Origin of the sequence: Collinsella aerofaciens, from assembly GCF_040915545.1 — a bacterium.
GTDB classification, from domain to species: domain Bacteria; phylum Actinomycetota; class Coriobacteriia; order Coriobacteriales; family Coriobacteriaceae; genus Collinsella; species Collinsella aerofaciens_BE.
On the sequence record NZ_JBCPDH010000013.1, the window covers coordinates 23,149 to 40,236 of the forward strand.

Genomic DNA, 17,088 nt, shown 5'->3' on the forward strand with positions numbered 1-17,088 from the left:
TGTCCGTCGGTATTTGACGGAGCTAGACTGTTTAGCCGCCCTGAAGGTTTATGCAGGGAGCATGTGATCACAGGGCTTGAAAAGAAAGTTGAGCAAACACTGTGTCTGATCAACAGCAAGAAAACGAAATAACGACGACGCAAGCCGCTCCCGCTGCACCGGTTGCGTCGGACCAGGTCGCGGCGCCCGCGCAAACCTCGGCTCCTGAGACGCCTAAGGCTGCAACGGCTGAGAAGGCCGTGCCTGCAACTGGTGAGGAGGCTGCTCCGGCAAAGCCCAAGCGCACGCGCCGCGCGGCCAAGCCTGCCGCTGACGGCGAGGAGGTCACCAAGCCCAAGCGCCGTACCGCGCGCACGACGCGCGCCAAGCGCACCGTTGCAGCTGACTCCTCGGCGCCGATTTCCGATGAGGTCGCGCAGGCACGTGCGTTGGCGCAGATTAGCGAGGCTCAGGTGGTGCGCGCCCGCCGTCGTGCTGCCGAGCGCGAGGCCGCGGCTCTGACCGAGCTTGCAGCTCCGTCTGTGCCCGAGACCCCTGCCGCCGACCAACCGACCGAGAAGCCGGCACCGCGCACACGCCGTCGCACGGCTGCTAAGGCCGAGCAGGTTGCTGAACAGGTAACCCCCGAGCTCACTGAGGCTTCGGTCCGTTCCGCGGCAGGGGAGGGCGCATCGCCAACTGAGCCCGCTGCGCCTGTCGAGGCCAGCGAAGTTCCCGTTGTCGATCCGGCTTTGCGCCCGCACCGTCGCGGTCGCAAGCCCAAGGCTTTCGTCGAGGCCGAGAAGGCCGCAGCCGCAGCCGCCGCCGCTCGGGATGCTGCGGCGACCGCCGAGCCTGCAACCGCTGCCGACGCGCCCGTCCAGGATGCTACGACTTCCGAGGCCGTTTCTGCCGATGTCGAGCCCGCCGACGTCCGTCCTGGTCGCAGCCATCGTACTGCTGCTAAGCGCACGTCCAAGGCCAAGGCTGCCAAGAAGGGTGCGTCCGAGGTTTCCGCCGAGACGACCGCCGATGCATCGACTGATGCCGCCGAGCCCCAAGACGTCGAACAGTCTGCGTCCGAGAAGCCCAAGCGCGGTCGCAAGAAGTCCGCTAAGGCCAAGGCCGTCGAGCAGCATGCCGAGGCCGAGCCGCAGGGCGATTCCAATGCCGAGGCCAGCGATGATGCTTCGGCTAACGAAGACGCCTCCGCAACCGATGGCACCGCCCCCGTCGAGACCGAAGAGAGCGCTCGCCCCAACCGCCGTCAGCACAAGCGCAACGACGAGCGTAATGACCGCAACGAGCGCAAGGACGAGCGTAACAACGATCGCCGCAACCGTCAGCGCGACCGCAAGCAGCGCAATAAGGAGCGCAATGCCGCTCCGACTGAGCCCACGCTTTCGCGCGAGGAGCTCGCGGCCATGAAGGTCGCCGAGCTGCGCGAGAAGGCCAAGGAGTTCGAGATCGAGACGACCGGCAAGAAGAAGGCCGAGCTCGTCGAGGAGATCTACACTACCGCCGCAAAGGCCGAGGGTTTCCGCGATATCAAGGGCATTCTGCAGATTCGCCCAGACAGCTCCGGCATCATCCACGCCCATGGCTACATGAAGTCCAACGACGACGCCTTCGTGCCCGCATACCTCATCCGTTCCGCGCGTCTGCGCACGGGCGATGTCATCGAGGGCTCGCTGCGTCCTTCGCGCGGCGGCGACAAGCGCGCCGGCCTCGCCAAGATCACGACCGTCAACGGCATGGATCCTGAGCAGATTCGCAATCGTCCCAAGTTCGGCGACCTCACCCCGGTCTATCCCAACGAGCCGCTGCGCATGGAGCATGGCAAGGATTCCATTACCGGTCGTGCCATCGACATCGTGTCGCCGATCGGCAAGGGTCAGCGTGGCCTGATTGTGTCCCCGCCTAAGGCCGGCAAGACGACGATCCTCAAGAAAATCTGCCAGTCTATCTCGATTAACAACCCCGAGGTGCACCTCATCTGCCTGCTCGTCGACGAGCGCCCCGAAGAGGTCACCGATATGCAGCGTTCCATCAAGGGCGAGGTTGTGGCGTCGACCTTCGATATGCCCGCCGACAACCACACTCGCGTGGCAGAGCTCGTCATCGAGCGCGCCAAGCGCATCGTGGAACTGGGCGGCGATGTTGTAGTTGTGCTCGACTCCATCACGCGTCTTGCCCGCGCCTACAACTTGGCGGCGCCCGCCTCAGGCCGCATCCTTTCGGGCGGCGTTGATTCGGCGGCACTGTATCCGCCCAAGCGTTTTCTGGGTGCAGCCCGCAATATCGAGAACGGTGGCTCGCTCACCATCCTGGCCTCCGCACTCATCGATACCGGTTCCAAGATGGACGAGGTCATTTTTGAGGAGTTCAAGGGTACCGGCAACATGGAGCTCAAGCTCGACCGCGACCTGGCCGATCGCCGCATTTTCCCGGCCATCGACCCTGTTGCCTCGGGTACGCGCAACGAGGACCTGCTGGTCGACGAGCAGATGCGCCCGTTTGTCTTTGGTCTGCGTCGCATCCTCGCCGGCATGAACAATACCGAGCGCGCGGCCGCATCGTTTATCAAGGGCCTCAAGGGCACCAACACCAACCAGGAGTTCCTGGTGCGTTCGGCCAAAAAGCATAGCGACTACGAGCAGACGTTCTAAGTCGTCAACCGCACGCGGCGTTATTGCCGGCGCGATGAAGGGTCGGGGCTTGCGCCTCGGCCCTTTTTATATCGCCACTCGGCGCCAGTTATCGACCATAAGACTGGCAAGCAGCAGGTTTCCCGTTTCAATCCGACATCGTCGCTTGCAATCGACGGGGCGGTTTCGCATAATAGCTTTTAAGCTTCGCGACGGAAAACGCAGATGAAACGAACCATATACCGTTGCTTTGGGGCATAGCCCCGCTTCATCTTCTCTCGCGCAGCCAACTGAATGATGCGATTTGGGTGCTGGAAGATGGGGAGAGCTCATGGCTTCTTCTGATGCAACACAACGAGCAGTCCTTGCCGGACTTTCGTGCGGGATCGGCCTTGCCGCTCCCGTGGTTATGTATGCCGCGACGCTGCCGTTTTCGTCTGTGAACGAGACGGTCGTGGCGGGTGCGGTTCCCTTCGCCGTGGGCGCGGTGGCGGGCGTGGGTATCTATGCCGCCTCGCTGGGTATCTCCGAGTATCGTGCGCAGCGTGAAGAGCGTCTGTTCCAGCCCGATGCCATGGGCGGTGCCGCCAATCTCAATCAGCATCAAAGCGAGTTCGAGACCGCCTCGATTCCAGCTCAGCAGCAGGATGCGACTCCTTACGCTGCGGCTTCTGCTTCTCAGGCTCAGGCGGAGCAGTCTACCTCGGCATTCCTTTCCGGCCTGACCGGTGCGTTCCAGCGCCGTCATGCCGATGATGGTGTCCCTACCATCGCTCGAGCCGCAGATGCTATGGACGAGGACGAGGCTTGGTCCATGATCGACAGTATGCTCGACGACGATTCGCCGGTGAGCTGCGACCCTGCACACTCGCGCGACGTCTATCAAGTCGCCATCGACGAGCTCACCAACGGCGGGCAGACCGGCTCCTTCAATCGCGACGACATCGCCGCCGCGGCACGCGCCGTGTCGGGCTCCCAGGCCGCCCCTGCGGGCAGCACGGCGGCTTTCGTGGCACTCGTTGCCAACGCGGCAGCCAATAACGCGTACAACGCTACCTCGGGCGACGCGAACGCTTCTGCCGATAATTCGTACGTTGATGAAGCCATGACCGCTGACGAGGAGGCCGTTGCTGCCCGCCGTGCCGCCGAAAGCTCTTTGTGGGGCGCTCCTGCCCAGCAGCAGGCGGCTGAGGCTGCGCCGTACAACGCAAACCTCGCCAGCATGCCTATCATCTCCGGTGCTGCGGACATCGATCTCGATGACCTCGATGAGCCTGCAGCCATCACCGCATCTATTGAAGCCCAAGATCGCATCGACACCGGCGACCTTCCGGACGCCTCGCTCGAGGTTGATGTCCCCATGGCCGATTACTCGGGCCACGAGGACATGTGGGCCGCCGCCACCGCGATTCTGGATGAGATTGACGAGCCCGCTCCTGTTGCAGCCCCCGCTCCCGTCGCTGCCCCTCAGCCTGCTGCCCCCGCCTATGTCGGCCGTCACAGCGCTGTGTTCCCCGAGGATACCGCCCGTATCTCACGCGAGAGCATCGAGCGAGCCGAGGCTATTGCCGCCGGCATTATGGAAAATCGTCGTCACGAGCGCGTCAATCAGATCCTCGAGGAAGAGATCGAGCGCCTGCAGTCCTCTACCGCCAAGCGTACGGGCCGTGCCTATCTGAGCGTTATCGAGGGCGGTACCGCCAGCTTCGCGCCGCTCCGCGCGGAGGCATAACTTCTGCATGGTTAAGATCAATCGAAAATGGGCGGTCGTGACCTGCCTGATGGCGCTCTTGATCTGGGGCAATTCGCTGGTTCCCGGCTCGGGGTCGGGCTCGCTGAGCCTAACGGTCATGGAAGCTATCCGCTGTTTCCTGCACGGCGTGGGACTTCCATATGAATGGGTGACCAACTTTGTTGTTCGCAAGTGCGCGCATTTTACCGAGTATATGGTGCTCGGCATTCTGGCAACGCACGCCTTTGATTTTGAGGGCCGGCGCACCTTTGACGTGCTGCTGCCCACGGCGGTGTTCCTGCTGCTGATTCCCTCGATCGACGAGACGATTCAGCTCTTTGTGCCGGGACGCGCTGGAATGATCACCGATGTGATGATCGACTGCTGTGGAGCGGCAACGGGCGTTGTGCTCCGATATCTCTTACGGTCGCTGATGTGCGCCAAAAAGGCCGCCTAGGACGTATTGTTTGGTCCTAGGCGGCCTTTTTTATTTGAGGGCTTATATGAGGCGTGGTGGCGTCGTTCCGTAGGTCGGATTTGCCGAGCGCGCCACGCCCTGTGGGTGCGTCTGCTACTGAAGCGCCTGTGCGCCCAGGGCCAGGCAGCCCATGATGCCCTGCTTGCCCTCGAGGCTGTTGTTGACAATGTAGGTGTCGATATCGTTGACCTCGGGCGTGACGATGTAGCTGTTGAGCATCTCGGCGCACTTTTTGCGGGCGAGCGGCACGATAGGGGTGTGATCGGCAACGCCACCGCCGATGATGATCTTCTGCGGGGCATAGCACAGCGTGTAGGTCATGAGTGCCTGTGCCAGATAGCCCGCGAGCAGATCCATGGCCTCCGGGTCATCGGCCATGTCTCCGGCACTCTTGCCATTCCAGCGCTTTTTTACGCCGGGGCCTGCGATGAGGCCCTCGAGGCAGTTGTCGTGGAAGGGGCAGGCGCTATGCTCGCCGATGGTGTCGCGCGGGTCGCGCGTGACCAGGATATGGCCGGCCTCGGGATGCATCATGCCGTGTACGAGCTTGCCGCCCGATAGCACGCCGGCGCCCACGCCGGTGCCGATGGTCAGGTAGATCACGTCTGTGAGGCCCTGGGCGCAACCAAAGGTGACCTCGCCCAGGCAGGCGACGTTGACGTCGGTGTCGTAGCCGCAGGGAATATTGAGCTCGTTTTGAATGGTGCCCAGCAGATCGAAGTAGCGCCATGCCGTCTTGGGGGTCTCCAAGATCTTGCCGTACTGGGGTGAGGCGGGGTTGACCGCGGTGGGGCCAAAGGCGCCGATTCCGAGCGCGGCGATGCCCTTGTTCGCAAACCACGCGTTGACGGCCTCAACGGTCTCCTGCGGGGTCGTGGTCGCGATCTGCTCACGTTCCAGGACCGTACCGTCTGCATAGCCCGTGGCGCAGACCATCTTGGTGCCGCCGGCCTCGAGCGCTCCGATAAGCTGCTGCTCTGCCATAGTATTCCTCTCTGGGACGAGTTGCTCCGTGACTAAAGTATAGTGCGCTAAACCATTTAAGAAAGCGCTATAAAAAGAAGCCCCGCAACTCGGCGGTGCGGGGCTTCTTTGGTTGCTTTAGTTGCCGGGCCGTCCTTACCCGCGCGGCTTGATTTTATCACGTAGCGATTTGAGGTTCTCCAGCGCCGCGTTGAGCGTCTCGTCACGCTTGGCAAAGTGGAAACGGATCAGATGGTTGACGGGCTCGCGGAAGAAGCTCGAGCCGGGCACGGCGCCCACGCCCACCTTTGAGGCCAGGTCCTCGCAGAACTCGAGGTCGCTGTCGTAGCCAAACTCCGAGATATCCATCATCACATAGTAGGCGCCCTGCGGCACGTTGTGCTCAAGACCGAGACTGTCGAGCCCCTGGCAGAACAGGTCGCGCTTGGCGGTATAGTGGTCAAGGACCTCATCGTAATAGCTGTCGTCGAAGTTGAGGGCGGTGACGACGGCTTCCTGCAGGGGAGCGGCGGCACCCACGGTGAGGAAGTCGTGGACCTTCTTGATGCGCTCGGTGATTTCGGCAGGGGCGATGGTGTACCCCAGGCGCCAGCCGGTGATGGAGTACGTCTTGGACAGCGAGCTGCAACTGATGGTTCGTTCGAACATGCCGGGCAGCGTGGCCATATAGACGTGCTCGTGGGGCGCGTAGACGATGTGCTCGTATACCTCGTCGGTGATGCAGTAGGCGTCGTACTTTTTGCAGAGGTCGGCGATAAAGGTGAGCTCCTCGCGCGTAAAGACCTTGCCGCAGGGGTTGGAAGGGTTGCACAGGACGATGGCCTTGGGGTCGTTGTCGCGGAAGGCCGCCTCGAGTGTCTCGCGGTCAAAGTCGAATGTGGGCGGGTTGAGCGGCACGTAGATGGGCTCGGCACCCGAAAGGATCGTGTCGGCGCCGTAGTTCTCATAGAACGGCGAGAAGATGACGACCTTGTCGCCGGGGTTCGTGACCGTCATCATGGCGGCCATCATGGCCTCGGTGGAGCCGCAGGTGACTACGATATTCTCGTTGGGGTTCACCGGCATGCCCATAAAGTGCTCCTGTTTGGCGGCGAGCGCCTCGCGCATGGCCTGGGAGCCCCAGGTGATGGAGTACTGGTGATAGAGCGGCTTGGGGTCGCTGGCGATGGCGCTGAGGCTATCGAGCAGCTGCGCCGGGGGATCGAAGTCGGGGAAGCCCTGCGAGAGATTGACAGCGCCGTACTTATTGGAGATGCGTGTCATGCGGCGGATGACCGAATCGGTAAATCTTGCCGTGCGGTTGGAGAGTTCTTTCATGACGGTCCTTTCGAGCATTTGCAGTGGGGCAAGTTTACTCCTATGAAACCGGTGGGATTTGCTCGAAATGGTCTCGAAAAACTCTTTTCAAAATTCTTGAAAATTGGGGCTTGCATCGCGTGGCGTTCCTTGCAATAATAGTCGAGCGCGAAGCGCACAGGACACGGTGGGTGTAGCTCAGTTGGCTAGAGCGACGGGTTGTGGTCCCGTAGGTCGAGGGTTCGAGTCCCTTTACCCACCCCAGTTCTTGCTTCGTGTTGATATCGGGTCGTTAGCTCAGTTGGTAGAGCAGGGGACTCTTAATCCCAAGGTCCAGGGTTCGACCCCCTGACGGCCCACCACACGATATCTCCTCTAAAGTCCGCCATAACGGACTTTAGCTTTGGGTCGTTAGCTCAGTTGGTAGAGCAGGGGACTCTTAATCCCAAGGTCCAGGGTTCGACCCCCTGACGGCCCACCAAAGCATGTTAAGACGGTCAACTTCGGTTGGCCGTCTTTTTTTGTTGACCTTTCATGGGGTCGAACCCGAAAGGGCGCGGAGCTGAGAAATCTGCACCGTGATTCCCTTAGGGAAAACACTGCTAAAGCCCCGTAGGCGTGTTCTCCTTAGAGGAATCATGCTCACAGGGCTCGATGCATGTTGAAAAGTTGTGATCAAACTCAAAGTGAGAATCGATTTAGTCTGCTCGATAGTGCGAACCTAAGCTTTCAGTCCGCTTGCGCATGGCTTTGACCATTTCTTGTGCTAGTTGAATCTGCGATTGCAGGCGGGCGAGGGCTGCGACTTCGCTGTCCTGGGCTTTCTGTGTGCTCAAGGTCGTTGCCTCTGCCTTCAAGCCCTCAAGCTCGTGTAGTGCCTCGGATAGGCCCGTCTCGGTGCGGTTGATCATGCAATAGGTGCTCATCGTGTGCTTAAGGCTGTGTGTCAGGCGTTCGGCATCTGTTGTGGCAATGCCATGCTGGGGGAGGTCGATATCCGTCTTCGGGGCCATCTCAGGTGCATTCTGCGCTGCAAGGGCTGCCGATGCGCCTGCGATGCGCCCGAACACGATGCCGTTGGCGCTTGACAAGCCACCAATGCGGTCGGCGCCGTGCATGCCGCCTGTCGCCTCGCCGCAAGCGTAGAGGCCCTCAACGCCCGTGTGCGCGGTCTTATCGATCTTGATGCCGCCATTAGCGGCGTGGGCATACATCGCAACGCGCATCTCGTCAGTCGGGGCGATGCCGTGCTCGTCTTGCAGCCAGGTGGCAAAGGTCTGCACAAACTCTGGGACATCCCCGCGGGGGAAGTCGTAGTGGAGTGCCAGGCCTTCGACACCTGCCTGATCGATGACGAGATCGATAGCGCGGGAGGCCAAGCGTGACGTGAAGGGACCATATCCAGAGCGCTGCTCGAGCAGGTCGTCCAGCTTGTCGTCGGCAATATCTACCGGCTGGTCTACATGTACGTAGCGCCAGGTTTTCTCGTTGAAGACCAGGTTGCGCTTGGGCTCGATGAAGCCGGGCATCATCTGCATGAACTCTATATTAGTAAGCGATGCGCCGTGCGCCAGTGCGATGGCCTGTGATGAGCTGAGCACGTCGGCGGAAGTGAGGCTTCGCTCGAACAGGCCACCCGTGCCACCGGTTGCGATGATCGTGGCTTTGGTAGCAAAGGGCACGATTCGATCTTCGGTGAGGTTGTAGAGCACGGTTCCGGTGATTCTGCCGTTCGTGTCCTCAACAAGGTCGATAAGCTCATGGCGGGGGAGCAGGCGAATGCCGAGCGACTCGATCCGGGCTGTCAGAGCGTCCTCAAGGGGCTTGCGGGTGAGGCCGCGCCACATGCGCGTTTTGTGGTCAAAGCAGGGGATAAACTGCTTTTGCTGAGCGCTCTCAGCGTTTTGCGGACGCTTGAGCTCAACGCCCAGGTCTTGCTCGAGCCATTCAATTGCCTGGGGAATGCCGTGGACAAACGTCTGGACAAGCTCGGGGTCGGCGACACCGCCGCCGACGGTCTGGATGGTGTCGATGAGGTCCAGTTCATCGTCTTCGTTAACGGGTCCGATGAGGCCGAGGCCCCAGGTACCCGGGAAGAAACTCGATCCACTCATAGTCTTGCCGGCGCTTGCCACAGCGACGGTTGCGCCCGCGCGTGCCGCTTCGATGGCGGCACAAAGGCCCGCAATGCCAGATCCAATTACCAGTACATCAGTCGATTCCATCGGATTCCTTTCTCGTCCGGCGCATTGTCGCATGGGTGATCGGCAATGGGGCCGCAAAGACTCGGCAAATCGGTAAAGGGCAATTATGGCAGGTGGGCGTCATGTACACTCTGACGCTCCATCTCATCACATCTCGTATTTCGCCCCAACTGACATATCGGCATTAGCTACCCTGCGCCAGCGCAAACAAAAAGAGCCGCTACCTCGAAAGGTAGCGGCTCCAAAGCTCAACTATATGAGCATCGCGCGGGCGCGATTAGGCCTTGAGGGCCTCCTCGACGGCGACAGCGCAGGCGACGGTGGCACCGACCATGGGGTTGTTGCCCATGCCGATGAGACCCATCATGTCGACGTGCGCAGGCACGGAGGAAGAACCGGCGAACTGGGCGTCGGAGTGCATGCGGCCCATGGTGTCGGTCATGCCGTAAGAGGCAGGGCCGGCGCCCATGTTGTCCGGGTGCAGGGTACGGCCAGTGCCGCCACCAGAAGCGACGGAGAAGTACTTCTTGCCAGCCTCGATGCGCTCCTTCTTGTAGGTGCCAGCGACGGGGTGCTGGAAGCGCGTGGGGTTGGTGGAGTTACCGGTGATCGAGATGTCGACGTTCTCGTGCCACATGATGGCAACGCCCTCGCGGACGTCGTCGGAGCCGTAGCAATTAACGGCAGCGCGGGGACCATCGGAGTAGGGGATGGTCTCGACGACCTTGAGCTCGCCCGTGTAGTAGTCGAACTGGGTCTTCACATAGGTGAAGCCGTTGATGCGGGCGATGATCTGGGCGGCGTCCTTGCCCAGACCGTTGAGGATGACGCGCAGCGGCTTCTTGCGAGCCTTGTTGGCGTTCAGAGCCAGACCGATAGCGCCCTCGGCAGCAGCGAAGGACTCGTGGCCAGCCAGGAAGGCGAAGCACTCGGTGTCGTCGGAGAGCAGCATAGCGCCCAGGTTGCCGTGGCCCAGACCGACCTTGCGGTCCTCGGCGACGGAGCCGGGAACGGTGAAGGCCTGGATGCCCTCGCCGATGATGGCGGCAGCCTCAGAAGCGGTCTTGGCGCCACGCTTGACAGCGAGAGCGCAACCGAGGGTGTAGGCCCACTCGGCGTTCTGGAAGGCGATGGACTGGGTGTTGTTGACGATCTCACGCGGGTTGAAGCCCTTGTCGGTGCAGATCTGCAGAGCTTCCTCGAGGGAGGCGATGCCGTTGTCGGCGAGGCACTTGTTGATCTTGTCAGCGCGGCGCTCGTAACCTTCGAACGTAACAGTCATAGTTATTTCCCTCCCTTTCTACTCGTGAACCGGGAACACGCTGGCGACGGAGTGAGTCTCCTCGTCGGTGCGCGGGTCGATGTACTTGGCAGCGTTCTCCCACTGACCATAGTGGCCCATAGCGCCAGCGATGGCCTCCTCGGGGGTCTTGCCGGCCTTGACGGCGTCGGTGAACTTGCCGAGGTTCAGGAACTCGAATGCGATGATCTCGTTCTTGTCGTTGAGAGCCATGCGGGTGACGTAGCCCTGAGCGAGCTCGAGGTAACGAGCGCCCTTGGCCTTGGTGCCGAACATGGTGCCGACCTGAGAGCGAAGGCCCTTGCCGAGGTCGTCGAGGGAGGCGCCCACGGGCAGGCCGCCCTCGGAGAACGCGGTCTGGCTGCGGCCGTAAACGATCTGCAGGAAGATCTCGCGCATAGCAACGTTGATGGCGTCGCAGACGAGGTCGGTGTTGAGGGCCTCGAGGATGGTCTTACCGGGGAGGATCTCGGAAGCCATGGCGGCAGAGTGGGTCATACCCGAGCAGCCGATGGTCTCAACGAGGGCCTCCTCGATGATGCCGTCCTTGACGTTCAGCGTGAGCTTGCAGGCGCCCTGCTGAGGTGCGCACCAACCCACACCGTGCGTAAGACCGGAGATGTCGGAAATCTCCTTAGCCTGGACCCACTTGCCCTCCTCGGGGATGGGTGCGGGGCCGTGGTATGCACCCTTGGCAACGGGGCACATGTTCTCCACTTCCTGTGAGTACTGCATGCCTCTCCTCTCTATCGTGTTGGCGTCCCGTCTGGGGGTCGTGGCTGGCGATTGCCGGGCGACCCTTCGAAAGGGACATGACATGCAGCCCCTATAATACCGCGAAATGCACGGAATATTCGGCGAACGGCTCAGTTTTCGTAGCGAGAAGTCCGGAAGTTTTAATTGAAACGGTTTAACGCTATGTTCTGTGGTCGCGAACTTCCGTAGAGGGGGTCCGTCTTTGGCAAGCTTTTGGTCAGCTCTTGTAAGCGTTGCAGGGGTTGACCTGTTGCAACGGTGCCGTTCGCCGCCTGATTACTGCCTTTGGCCGCGCGAGTGTATTGTTTTGCGTGAATGTTTTGATGGCACGCTTCAATCGTGCTGTATTGGATGGCAAGCAGATCCCGGTGAAGGGAGCGCCATGCAGCGCGTTTGGAGAACGGTTACCGGCTTTTACCATGTCTGTGCCCGCGGTACGGGCAAGCGGCTCATCTTTGAGGGCGATGACGACCGGTGGGAGTTTTTGGAACTGATGCGCGACTGCTGCCGGGAGGAGGGTGTGACGGTTATCGCCTGGTGCCTTATGGGCAATCACGTGCATTTGGTGCTTGCAGATTACGAGGACAGGATGAGCGCGGCAATGCACCGGCTGCTTTTGACGTACGCGCGGCGGTTCAATAAGCGCACGGGGCGCACAGGCCATCTGTTCCAGAACCGTTTTGACCGGCGCTCGCTCGATACCGACTGGCAGGTGATGGAGGCTATTCGCTCCGTACACGCCGATCCGCAGGAGGCTGGCATCAGCTTAATCGAGCGTTATCCCTGGAGCAGCTTTGCGGAGCATTTGTGCGCTTACGACGGTGACGCGGCTGATGTCGCGAGAGGATTTTCTGATCCTTCTTGCGTGCTTGAGCTTTTTGGTTCTGCCGAGGGCTTTATTACCCATTCGCTTTCGACGCCCGACGGCGGCGAGCCAGCGCTGGGCGATATGAAAGAGACGGAGTGGGAACGCCACGCCTTTGCCGGCAAATTGGCGAAGAGCCTCGGGGTTCCGCTCAACGGGGTTAAAACTGCACCGCTGGCGCAGCGCGATACCGTTATTGTTGGATTGAACAATGCCGGTTTTACGGTGCGCCAGATTGAGCGGTATACCGGGATTGGCAAAAGTACCGTCTCTCGTATCGTGCGCGCTTATGCTCAGGTGGACGCGCAGGTCGAGGGATCGAAATAAAGGCAGAAAAGAAAATGGCCGAACCGCTCTTAGTCAAGCGATTCGGCCAACGAAATTCTTAAGATTTGGGATAAATACTACTGATTATTTTGCCCTTCGAGCATGCCGTCGAGGGTGCGCCAGGCTAACTCGGCGCATTTTACGCGGGCGGGCATGTGCGAGATGTCCTGGAGCTGGGCGGCTTCGTCCAGGTCTTCCAGGTCCTCCTCGGAGAGCTTCTCGCCGCGGATCATGGCGAGGAAGAGCTCTACCAGGCGGCGAGCTTCCTCGACGGTCTCGCCGGTGATGAGATCGGCCATGATGTCGGCACTGGCCTGGCTGATGGCGCAGCCGTGGCCGGTAAAGGAGGCCTCCTCGATCACGTTGTTCTCGACACGCAGCTGCAGAGTGAGCTCGTCTCCGCAGCTGGGGTTGATGCCGTCGTGCTCGTGCGTGGGAGCATCCATCTCGTACTTGTAGTCGGGGTGCGAGTTGTGCTCCATAAATGTGGTGGAGGTGTACAGATTACCCATTGAACGTGCTCCAAACGTGATGCAGGCCGGCGATGAACTTGTCGATGTCGGCCTTGTCGTTGTAGAAGGCCACGCTGGCGCGGCAGCAGGCAAGGTTCTCGACGCCCAGCCAGGTGAGCAGCGGCTGTGCACAGTGGTGACCGGCGCGGATGCAGACGCCGTCCATGTCCATGATGCTCGCGACGTCGTGCGGGTGGATGCCGCGGACGTTAAAGCTCACAACGCCGTGGTGGTTGTCCCAATAGATGGAGCCGATGATCTGGACAAAGTCGAGCTGCATGAGCTCGCACATCAGGTAGTGGACGAGTGCCTGCTCGCGTGCCTGGATGTTCTCGTAACCCACCGTGTTGACCAGGTAGTCGAGTGCCGCACCCGTGGCGAAGATGCCGGCGGCGTCCTGTGTGCCGGCCTCGAATTTCTCGGGAACGGGCGCCCAGACGGCGTCCTGCTCGGTAACAGAGTCGATCATCTCGCCGCCGGTGAGCATGGGCGGCATGGCGTTGAGCAGGTCCATCTTGCCCCACAGCACGCCGATGCCCATGGGGCCCATAGCCTTGTGTGCGCTAAAGGCAAAGAAGTCGGCGCCCAGGTCGGCCACATCGACCGGCATGTGCGGCAGCGACTGCGCACCGTCGACGACCAGGTAGCCGCCATACTTGTGCACGAGCTTGCCGAGGTTCTTGACTGGGTTCTCGACTCCCAACACGTTGGAGACCTGACCCACGGCCAGAATCTTGGTCTTGGGACCAACCTTGGCAAGAACCTCCTCGGTGGTGAGCTGACCGGTCTTGGTGGGGTAGAGGTAGACGAGCTTGGCGCCGGTCTCGCGGCAGACCTGCTGCCACGGAATCAGGTTGGAGTGGTGCTCCATGATGGTGATGACGACCTCGTCGCCCGGCTCGAGGACTGTGGGTGCAAAGCTCTTGGCGACCAGGTTGAGCGACTCGCTCGTGTTGCGGGTGAAGACGACCTCGTTGGCCTGGGCAGCGCCGATGAGGTCGGCGATCTGCTGGCGCACCTTCGCGATGGCCTCGGTGGCCTCGACGGACAGCGAGTACAGGCCGCGCAGGGGGTTGGCGTTCATGCGCTGATAGAAGTCACGCTCGGCGTCGAGCACACAGGCAGGGCGCTGCGCGGTGGCGGCGCTATCGAGGAAGGCGATCTCGGGGTACTGCTGGAAAAGCGGGAACTGTGCCTTGTAGGGATTGGTCTCGATGTCGACGGTAGGCCAGCCGCGCGAGGCCTCGTCACTGGCGTCGAGCTCCATAGGTTCCGGTGCGGTACAGGTATCGCATTTAACGTGCTCGGTGTCGATCATGCGAGCTCCTCTTCTAAGTTGTCGATCAGGTTGTTGCCCAAGCGGACGACGGCGGCGCGGGTGCGCTCGTCGGTCGCGGAAAGCGCGGCGTCCTCCAGCTTGGCGCGGATGAACAGGTCCTCGGCGGCGTTTTGGTCAAGGCCGCGGCAGGCGAGGTAGAACAGCTGCTCGTCGCGGACGTGACCGATGGTGGCGCCGTGGTTGCCGGCGACGTCGTCCTCGTCGCACAGGATGACGGGGACGGTCTTGTTGTCGACGCCCTTGTTGGCCAAAAGCACCGTCTCGCGCTCGGTGCCGGTTGCACCCTTGCAGCCGTGCACGAGGTCGATGGTGCCGCGGTAGACCTTCTTGGACGTGCCGGTCAGTACGCCGTTGGCGTCGATCTCGCACTCGGTCTTGCGACCGCGGTGGCGCAGCTCGTAGTTAAAGTCGCGCACCTGCTCGCGGGCGCCCAGGTAGTCAGTATCGATGGTGACCTTGGCGGTATCGCCCAGCAGGTCGCCGGCAAGGCCGGTGGCGCTGGCGCCGGCACCCAGGACGCTGTGCTGCACGTTGACGCGCGCGCCCTCGTCCAGGAACAGGCCGGTGTCGTCGAGCGCGATCCAGCTATCGTCGAGCGTCTGCGTGCAGGTCACGTTGACGGTGGCGTACTCGTGGGCGCACACGCGTAGCACGGAACCCACGACGCCTTGGCCGGCAACGGGGGAGTCTAGGGCAATAAGCAGATCGAGCGTCGACTGGGGACGGGCGACGACGTCGATGGCGGCGATGGCCGCGGCGGCATCGACACCGCTCACGCGCACGGTAACCGTGACGTGCTTGTATGCGGGCACATCGATGACGATGCGCTTGGTGGCGTGCTCGGCCAAGTAGGCGTAGGCAGCCTCGCCCATGCCGGTCTCGAAGGCTTCAGCAGGGGAGAGCTCCTCTTCGAGCTTGATGGCGCCGGCCTGGTAGACGGAGGTGGCGGGCACGTCGAGCTCGGTCTCGGGCGTGATGCGGGCGCGGTCGGCGGCATCACCCGGGGCGGAGGCGCGGCGCTCGGGGAAGCGCTCGGCAATGGCGTCCATGGCGGCGTCGAAGGTGTCGGGCACACCACGGAACTGCTCGTCCAGGCCCTCGACCTCGACGGCCTCGGCGGGAGCGGCGGCAAGTTCGTCCGAAAGCTCGAGCTTGGTCTGGTTCATTTTCAGCCAACCCCAAGTTGCTGCGGGCATCGCGTTAACCTGCTCGAGCGTGGTGGCAGCGGTGTTGGTTTCCTGTTTCATTATCCGATCGCTCCTTCCATCTCGAGCTTGATCAGGTTGTTCATCTCGACGGCGTACTCCAACGGCAGCTCCTTGGAGACCGGGTTGGCAAAGCCGTTGACGATCATGGTACGGGCCTCTTCCTCCGAGATACCGCGGCTCATCAGGTAGAACACCTTGTCGTCGCCGATACGACCGATGGTGGCCTCGTGGCCGATGTCGACGTTCTTGGCGCGGATGTCCATGGCCGGGATAGTGTCGGAGCGGCTCTGGTCGTCGAGCATCAGCGACTGGCAGCTCACGGTTGCCTTGGAGCCCTCGGCCTTGGGCGTGGCCACGATAGAGCTGCGGAAGGTCTGGATGCCGCCGCTCTTGGAGATGCCCTTGGTCTCGACGGTCGCCGAGGTCTCGGGCGCGTTGAGTACGACCTTGCAGCCGGTATCGAGGTTCTGGCCGGCGCCGGCAAAGGTGATGCCGGTAAAGCTCGAGCGGGCGCCGCGGCCGTTGAGCACGCTCATGGGGTAGAGATAACCCACATGGCTGCCGAAGGAGCCACTGATCCACTCGATGTCGCCGTCCTCGTCCACGCGCGCACGCTTGGTGTTGAGGTTGTACATGTTCTTGGACCAGTTCTCGATGGTCGAGTAGCGCAGGTGTGCACGCTTGCCCACAAAGAGCTCGACAGCACCGGCGTGGAGGTTGGCCACGTTGTACTTGGGTGCGGAGCAGCCCTCGATAAAGTGCAGGTCGGCATCGTCCTCGACAATGATGAGCGTGTGCTCAAACTGGCCGGCGCCCTTGGCGTTGAGGCGGAAGTAGCTCTGCAGCGGGAAATCGAGCTTGGTGCCCTTGGGCACGTAGACAAACGAGCCGCCCGACCACACGGCGCCGTGCAGGGCCGCAAACTTGTGGTCGGTGGGCGGGATGAGCGTCATAAACTTCTCGTGAATGAGCGGCTCCCACTGCGGGTCGTGCAGGGCCTCCTCGATGCCGGAGTAGACGATGCCCATCTTGGACGCGGTGTCCTGCATGTTGTGGTAGACGAGCTCGGAGTCGTACTGCGCGCCGACGCCCGCCAAGTAGCTGCGCTCGGCCTCGGGGATGCCCAAGCGCTCAAAGGTGCTCTTGATGTCGTCGGGCACCGACTCCCAGTCGTGCTTTTGGTCGGTGTTGGGCTTGACGTAGGTGACGATGTTGTCCATGTCCAGGCCCTCGATGGAGGGGCCCCACGTCGGGTCGGGAAAACGATTGAAGATCTCGAGGGACTTTAAGCGCAGGTCGAGCATCCACTGCGGCTCGTCCTTCTTGGCGCTGATCTCGCGCACGATGTCGGGCGTGATGCCGGCGTCGAGGCGCTCGAATCCCTCCTCGCCATAGGTGAAGTCGTAGAGGCTGCGGTCGATGTCCGCGACCTCGGTGCGGTTCTTGGTCATTGCGTCGCC

13 protein-coding genes and 3 tRNA genes are annotated in these 17,088 nt (G+C 61.7%); 7 read left to right on the forward strand and 9 right to left on the reverse strand.

Annotation, left to right across the window (positions count from 1 at the left end):
* The first annotated feature begins 101 nt into the window (after positions 1-101).
* The 3 genes from rho (at position 102) to AB5202_RS05700 (ending at position 4,816) form a co-directional block, all read left to right on the forward strand.
* Positions 102-2,648 (forward strand): transcription termination factor Rho, encoded by a 2,547-nt coding sequence (gene rho / locus AB5202_RS05690; RefSeq protein WP_368143847.1) that lies wholly within the window; start codon positions 102-104, stop codon positions 2,646-2,648.
* A 310-nt stretch (positions 2,649-2,958) separates the two neighbouring features.
* Complete coding sequence (locus AB5202_RS05695) at positions 2,959-4,359, forward strand: hypothetical protein (RefSeq protein ID WP_368143848.1); 1,401 nt, start codon at positions 2,959-2,961, stop codon at positions 4,357-4,359.
* Between the two features lie 7 nt (positions 4,360-4,366).
* Positions 4,367-4,816 (forward strand): VanZ family protein, encoded by a 450-nt coding sequence (locus AB5202_RS05700; RefSeq protein WP_368143849.1) that lies wholly within the window; start codon positions 4,367-4,369, stop codon positions 4,814-4,816.
* Between the two features lie 114 nt (positions 4,817-4,930).
* Here AB5202_RS05700 and AB5202_RS05705 read toward each other — a convergent pair whose 3' ends face one another.
* Together AB5202_RS05705 and AB5202_RS05710 are read right to left on the reverse strand one after the other, a co-directional pair.
* On the reverse strand, positions 4,931-5,821 hold the full coding sequence (locus AB5202_RS05705; protein ID WP_196022784.1) for an ROK family protein: 891 nt from the start codon (positions 5,819-5,821) through the stop codon (positions 4,931-4,933).
* Between the two features lie 135 nt (positions 5,822-5,956).
* On the reverse strand, positions 5,957-7,138 hold the full coding sequence (locus AB5202_RS05710) for a pyridoxal phosphate-dependent aminotransferase (RefSeq protein WP_368143850.1): 1,182 nt from the start codon (positions 7,136-7,138) through the stop codon (positions 5,957-5,959).
* Positions 7,139-7,304: 166 nt separating this feature from the next.
* Between AB5202_RS05710 and AB5202_RS05715 the strand changes: the two genes are divergently transcribed.
* From AB5202_RS05715 to AB5202_RS05725, 3 genes are all read left to right on the forward strand, one after another.
* A tRNA-His gene (locus AB5202_RS05715) sits at positions 7,305-7,381 on the forward strand.
* A gap of 22 nt (positions 7,382-7,403) precedes the next feature.
* A tRNA-Lys gene (locus tag AB5202_RS05720) sits at positions 7,404-7,479 on the forward strand.
* A gap of 43 nt (positions 7,480-7,522) precedes the next feature.
* Positions 7,523-7,598, forward strand: a tRNA-Lys gene (locus AB5202_RS05725).
* Positions 7,599-7,815: 217 nt separating this feature from the next.
* Here the strand turns inward: AB5202_RS05725 and AB5202_RS05730 are convergent.
* The 3 genes from AB5202_RS05730 to AB5202_RS05740 form a co-directional block, all read right to left on the reverse strand.
* Entirely contained in the window at positions 7,816-9,342 is a 1,527-nt protein-coding gene (locus AB5202_RS05730; RefSeq protein WP_368143851.1) for an FAD-dependent oxidoreductase, read from the reverse strand.
* Between the two features lie 256 nt (positions 9,343-9,598).
* Positions 9,599-10,603 (reverse strand): GGGtGRT protein, encoded by a 1,005-nt coding sequence (locus tag AB5202_RS05735; protein WP_117790827.1) that lies wholly within the window; start codon positions 10,601-10,603, stop codon positions 9,599-9,601.
* A gap of 18 nt (positions 10,604-10,621) precedes the next feature.
* Entirely contained in the window at positions 10,622-11,356 is a 735-nt protein-coding gene (locus tag AB5202_RS05740; protein WP_006235554.1) for an iron-sulfur cluster assembly scaffold protein, read from the reverse strand.
* A 223-nt stretch (positions 11,357-11,579) separates the two neighbouring features.
* On the opposite strand from AB5202_RS05740, the gene AB5202_RS05745 reads away from it, so the two are divergent.
* Positions 11,580-12,569: a transposase gene (locus tag AB5202_RS05745; protein WP_368143853.1), complete on the forward strand. Its 990-nt coding sequence runs from the start codon at positions 11,580-11,582 to the stop codon at positions 12,567-12,569.
* Positions 12,570-12,646: 77 nt separating this feature from the next.
* On the opposite strand, the gene sufU is transcribed toward AB5202_RS05745, so the two are convergent.
* Genes sufU through sufB form a run of 4 tightly spaced genes read right to left on the reverse strand, consistent with a single transcriptional unit; the run spans position 12,647 to position 17,079 of the window.
* Positions 12,647-13,081 carry a Fe-S cluster assembly sulfur transfer protein SufU gene (gene sufU / locus AB5202_RS05750; protein WP_368143854.1) on the reverse strand — a complete coding sequence of 145 codons (435 nt, stop codon included), beginning with the start codon at positions 13,079-13,081 and terminating at the stop codon, positions 12,647-12,649.
* The gene (locus tag AB5202_RS05755; protein WP_368143855.1) at positions 13,074-14,399 is read right to left on the reverse strand and encodes an aminotransferase class V-fold PLP-dependent enzyme; all 1,326 of its coding nucleotides are present in this window, start codon (positions 14,397-14,399) and stop codon (positions 13,074-13,076) included. The genes sufU and AB5202_RS05755 overlap by 8 nt, the downstream gene beginning before the upstream one ends.
* Positions 14,396-15,667 carry a SufB/SufD family protein gene (locus AB5202_RS05760; RefSeq protein WP_368143856.1) on the reverse strand — a complete coding sequence of 424 codons (1,272 nt, stop codon included), beginning with the start codon at positions 15,665-15,667 and terminating at the stop codon, positions 14,396-14,398. The genes AB5202_RS05755 and AB5202_RS05760 overlap by 4 nt, the downstream gene beginning before the upstream one ends.
* Positions 15,667-17,079 (reverse strand): Fe-S cluster assembly protein SufB, encoded by a 1,413-nt coding sequence (gene sufB, locus AB5202_RS05765; protein WP_161115980.1) that lies wholly within the window; start codon positions 17,077-17,079, stop codon positions 15,667-15,669. The genes AB5202_RS05760 and sufB overlap by 1 nt, the downstream gene beginning before the upstream one ends.
* Positions 17,080-17,088 lie beyond the last annotated feature (9 nt).

Bases quoted from the DNA above. Each gene is read 5' to 3' on its own strand.
- AB5202_RS05695 (WP_368143848.1), top strand. From the start codon at position 2,959: ATGGCTTCTTCTGATGCAACACAACGAGCAGTCCTTGCCGGACTTTCG.
- AB5202_RS05700 (WP_368143849.1), top strand. From the start codon at position 4,367: ATGGTTAAGATCAATCGAAAATGGGCGGTCGTGACCTGCCTGATGGCG.
- AB5202_RS05705 (WP_196022784.1), bottom strand. From the start codon at position 5,821: ATGGCAGAGCAGCAGCTTATCGGAGCGCTCGAGGCCGGCGGCACCAAG.
- AB5202_RS05710 (WP_368143850.1), bottom strand. From the start codon at position 7,138: ATGAAAGAACTCTCCAACCGCACGGCAAGATTTACCGATTCGGTCATC.
- AB5202_RS05730 (WP_368143851.1), bottom strand. From the start codon at position 9,342: ATGGAATCGACTGATGTACTGGTAATTGGATCTGGCATTGCGGGCCTT.
- AB5202_RS05735 (WP_117790827.1), bottom strand. From the start codon at position 10,603: ATGACTGTTACGTTCGAAGGTTACGAGCGCCGCGCTGACAAGATCAAC.
- AB5202_RS05740 (WP_006235554.1), bottom strand. From the start codon at position 11,356: ATGCAGTACTCACAGGAAGTGGAGAACATGTGCCCCGTTGCCAAGGGT.
- sufU (WP_368143854.1), bottom strand. From the start codon at position 13,081: ATGGGTAATCTGTACACCTCCACCACATTTATGGAGCACAACTCGCAC.
- AB5202_RS05755 (WP_368143855.1), bottom strand. From the start codon at position 14,399: ATGATCGACACCGAGCACGTTAAATGCGATACCTGTACCGCACCGGAA.
- AB5202_RS05760 (WP_368143856.1), bottom strand. From the start codon at position 15,667: ATGAAACAGGAAACCAACACCGCTGCCACCACGCTCGAGCAGGTTAAC.
- sufB (WP_161115980.1), bottom strand. From the start codon at position 17,079: ATGACCAAGAACCGCACCGAGGTCGCGGACATCGACCGCAGCCTCTAC.